The following is a 3,451-nucleotide window of genomic DNA, read 5'->3' on the forward strand; positions in this document are numbered from 1 at the left end:
AACAGGGGCCGCCCCGCCAATTCATGGAAATGCCACATGCCCCCGGTGTAGTCCGGCGGTGAGAGCCAGGACATGAGTTGGAAGACGGCGCGCTCGCCCACCAGCATCAATTTGTGGCCGAAGAGACCGGGAAGGAACTCCATGCGGCGGACTTCAGGGACGAGGGTGGCGGGCATGGCCGCGTTGGCAATCAGTGTCATCGGATTTCCTGTGGTTTTGAGGTGAAGGACGCACATCGACGGCTCTCTCGACCCGCCTGCACGTCCCCCGAAAACCACCTCCCTCGGCCTCTCGGGCTACCGTCGCCCAGAACTGTAGAGGTTGGCTTTCGGCAACGGCCAAGCAGAGGCTACCCCCCTGCCCTGCCTCGCCAGCCGATGAAACTCGAAGGCCCGTCATAGGCGGCATGGCGGGTTTCATCGATGACAAAGCCGAAGGGACCTATCTTGTAGTCCTTGGACAGGACAAGGAAGCGGCGTTCCTCGGCCCGTTGGTCGCGTCGCCCGCCCCGCGTCGCAGCGACCTCGGTGAAACCGGGATGGTGGTCCGAATAGATCGCCGAGATCACGACCCAATCGTCGGCGTGGTGCCGGGCGAACGCCTCAGCGTCGCGGGCGCGGGACTCGCCCGGTTGCAATACCCGTCCGTGGATCGCCTCCCAAGCATCCGGCCAGTTGTGGCGCAAGGTTTCATCGGCCTGTCGCCGCTCGAGATCTGTGAAGAGATCGGGCAAAGCCGATGCAACGGCAGCCCAGGCGGCATCCTCTTCGTAGTTTCCACCCGCGTCCCGCAGCAGGGGGTGGACCTTCGCGTTCCGCTCTGCCGACAGGTGGAACCCGCCATGACCGGAGGTCGAGTGGAACACAACGCCTTCGCCATAGCGGACAGCGCCCTGCGACGGGCCCCAGGGCGTGTTGGCGTGGGCGCGGAATTCCTGCCGACCGAGTGCGGCTTCCTCAGCCCGATGCGCGGCCTGCTCCCCGACGAAGGCGCGAAACGCAGCCTCATCGGCGATGTCGCCGCCATGGCCGTAGAAGTCGGAGCGCTGCCATTCGGCAAAGGGTTTTGACAGCCGCCAGCCGCTACCGAGGAAATACCCGCCATCCCGCTTGGGGATCATGGCATAGGCGGCATTGCTGATCCGGGCGACGGTCAGGCCATCGGCGCTCTGGCCGAATTCCGGGAAGGGAAGGGACGCTTGGACGCTTTTCGGGGCGGTGGTGCTCATTGGGCCAGCGCCTCCACCGCATCGATGTCTTCGCCATTCAGGGCGGCGGTCAGCCATTCATGGGTGCTGATCCAGCCGATGCTCTTGCGCGCGCCGAGGTCGATGACATGGGCACCGCCGCCGAAGGCCTCCAGCCGAGGGCGCGAACAGGTGTGGGCGTAGTCAAAGCCCCAGAGTCCGATCAGGCTGATCTCGGCAGCAAGGCGCAGCACAAAACCAATGACCTGTTCGGTATCGCCATGCTCGTCGTCGCGGATCCAAAGCATGCTGCTGTCGGGCCCGTCCTGGACGGACATATCAAAGCCAGACACCTGAGGCTCATCAGCCTCCTGATCCTCCACGCGGAGTTGGTCGAACAATGCGACGGCGAGAGCCGCTTTGCTGGGCGTGCCGACATCAAGCAGGCATGAAAAGTGGGTGAAATAGTCAGCCATAGGGATCTCCAGATATGAAATCGCCCGACGTTAGTGGCCGGGCGATGGTTGCGGGTGAGGGGTGGGCGATATGCGCGCAAGACCGTCAGTCGATTGATGTGTCAGGCTGTGCCGGACGGGCCGCGTATCGGCGGGTTGCATGTTGTAGCAGCATGTCCCGGTAGAAGCGCTTGCGCGCCTCCCGAAAGCTGCGCACCGCCAGCGTATCGGGGTGAAGCGCCCGAATTGCCGCGCGGACGACCGCGCAATCTGTCGATGTCATCGGCAGGTTAAGGCGCAGATAGGAAGCGTCGGGCATGTCAGGCGACCTCCACAATCGGTGGGGCCATGTGCGGATCGACCTGCGCCTCGATCTTCTCGGTCCGACCCATCCACGGCTCAGGCCGAATTGCCTTCACCCAATCCGCAAAGCTCGGAATGAACCCCAAATCTTCGCGCACATGCTGCTCGCCGACCCAACGAGTTGGAATGATCCGCCCTGTGGACAGGGTGATTGTCGGTCCGAAGATCGCCTCGGATTGCCAGATTCCCTGCGCATGATGGCGCAAAGCGCGGTGTCGAAAATCCGCAATCAATTCCTTGCTCTGGTCGTACCATGAGTGGATTTCGAGATAGTCTTCGACCGCGCCGCCCCATTTTTTTACCGAAGACAGGGCGTGATGATAGGGATGTGCCATTTTCCCCTCCCTCAGAAATCATGGGTGAAGAGTTCGGACGAGGTGAACCGTTCGTAGAACTCGAGATGGATGCAGCGCGCCGCGGCGTCGAAGCAGAACTCACCATAGGCGCCGTCGTTGTTTTCCCAACCGCCATGGGTGTCGGACAGGAAGTCATAGACCAGCTGCTCGACGGCCTCTTCGAGCGAGAGGCTGCGCATCTCGACCTCGGGGCTGTCCCAGGTCAGCGCGGCATAGGGGATTTCCACGGACGGGAAGCCTGCGGCCTTGTCGCCCGCTCTCGCATCGATGCTTTCAATCTGGCCGCTATCACCAGCGCCATCGAAACTCACAGTGACATGGGTAATGCCCGCGGCCGTCAAGGCGTCGAAGAGCCGGTCCTTGTTGCCTGGACGCAGCGCTTCGATCCGGGCTGTGCGCTCGGCGTGGGTGGCGAAGATCGCAGTCCTGTCGATGGTGGATGGCGGCATCGGCGCAGGAAGGGTGGGTTCAACTTGGGTCATCAGAAAAATCTCCGGAAATGGGGGAAGGGTCGGAGCCTGCAAGGCGATCTCTCTCACCCTGCAAAGCTCCGAAAACCCGCCTGCCCTCCTCTGTCTCTCGGGCATCATGCTGCGACCTGCAGGGCCTTTGCCGTGAACGCGCGCCAGAGCGGATCGACGAGACGCGCATCGAGAAGATCGGCGCGGTGACGCAGCCGCCGCGCCAGTTCGGGCTCGCGCCAGTCGGCGGCACGGCCCGCATGCGCACGGAGCTGGCTCGCCTCGGTCACGACGGCCCGGGCCTCGATCGCGCTGGTCACCGGATGACACCAGGCGACGGCCCCGGCGTGGGCTGCGCCGGCGAGGACAAGGCGATCCTCACGGTCAAGGATCGCCAGCAGCTGCGGGGTGGCGTCTGAGGCAATACCGTCAGCATGGCCGATAGCCCCAAGCATGGCCACAGCAAGCGTTGGAAAACGGCCGAGAACGGAGGGGCCAGCTTGACCCGACATCAGGGCGGCGGGCTCGCGGTTAGACAACGTCAGCGCGAAGGGCAGGTTGGCATCAGCCGCAACGAAGGCGGCCCTTGGAAATAGGCCTGTCGTACGCGTGGTCGGCCGGACTGGAATG

6 protein-coding genes and 1 pseudogene are annotated in these 3,451 nt (G+C 63.6%); all 7 read right to left on the reverse strand.

All coding sequences use genetic code 11. The features are described from left to right. A pseudogene (locus L0H65_RS16515) lies at window positions 1-200 on the reverse strand (antirestriction protein); the annotation flags it as partial. Window positions 201-349: 149 nt separating this feature from the next. Beyond that, window positions 350-1,228, reverse strand: coding sequence for a hypothetical protein (locus L0H65_RS16520; RefSeq protein ID WP_301460287.1), 879 nt, complete (start codon window positions 1,226-1,228; stop codon window positions 350-352). Continuing rightward, complete coding sequence (locus tag L0H65_RS16525) at window positions 1,225-1,662, reverse strand: hypothetical protein (RefSeq protein WP_301460289.1); 438 nt, start codon at window positions 1,660-1,662, stop codon at window positions 1,225-1,227. The genes L0H65_RS16520 and L0H65_RS16525 overlap by 4 nt, the downstream gene beginning before the upstream one ends. An 85-nt stretch (window positions 1,663-1,747) precedes the next feature. Further along, window positions 1,748-1,960, reverse strand: a complete 213-nt coding sequence (locus L0H65_RS16530) for a hypothetical protein (protein ID WP_301460291.1) — start codon at window positions 1,958-1,960, stop codon at window positions 1,748-1,750. A gap of 1 nt (window position 1,961) precedes the next feature. Further along, window positions 1,962-2,339, reverse strand: a complete 378-nt coding sequence (locus L0H65_RS16535) for a hypothetical protein (protein WP_301460293.1) — start codon at window positions 2,337-2,339, stop codon at window positions 1,962-1,964. 11 nt (window positions 2,340-2,350) lie between these two features. After that, window positions 2,351-2,842, reverse strand: a complete 492-nt coding sequence (locus L0H65_RS16540; protein ID WP_301460295.1) for a DUF6878 family protein — start codon at window positions 2,840-2,842, stop codon at window positions 2,351-2,353. A 104-nt stretch (window positions 2,843-2,946) separates the two neighbouring features. After that, window positions 2,947-3,450 carry a DNA repair protein RadC gene (locus tag L0H65_RS16545; RefSeq protein WP_301460298.1) on the reverse strand — a complete coding sequence of 168 codons (504 nt, stop codon included), beginning with the start codon at window positions 3,448-3,450 and terminating at the stop codon, window positions 2,947-2,949. Between the last annotated feature and the right edge of the window lies 1 nt (window position 3,451).

It is taken from the genome of Pseudorhodobacter sp. (genome assembly GCF_030452865.1).
Lineage (GTDB): Bacteria > Pseudomonadota > Alphaproteobacteria > Rhodobacterales > Rhodobacteraceae > Pseudorhodobacter.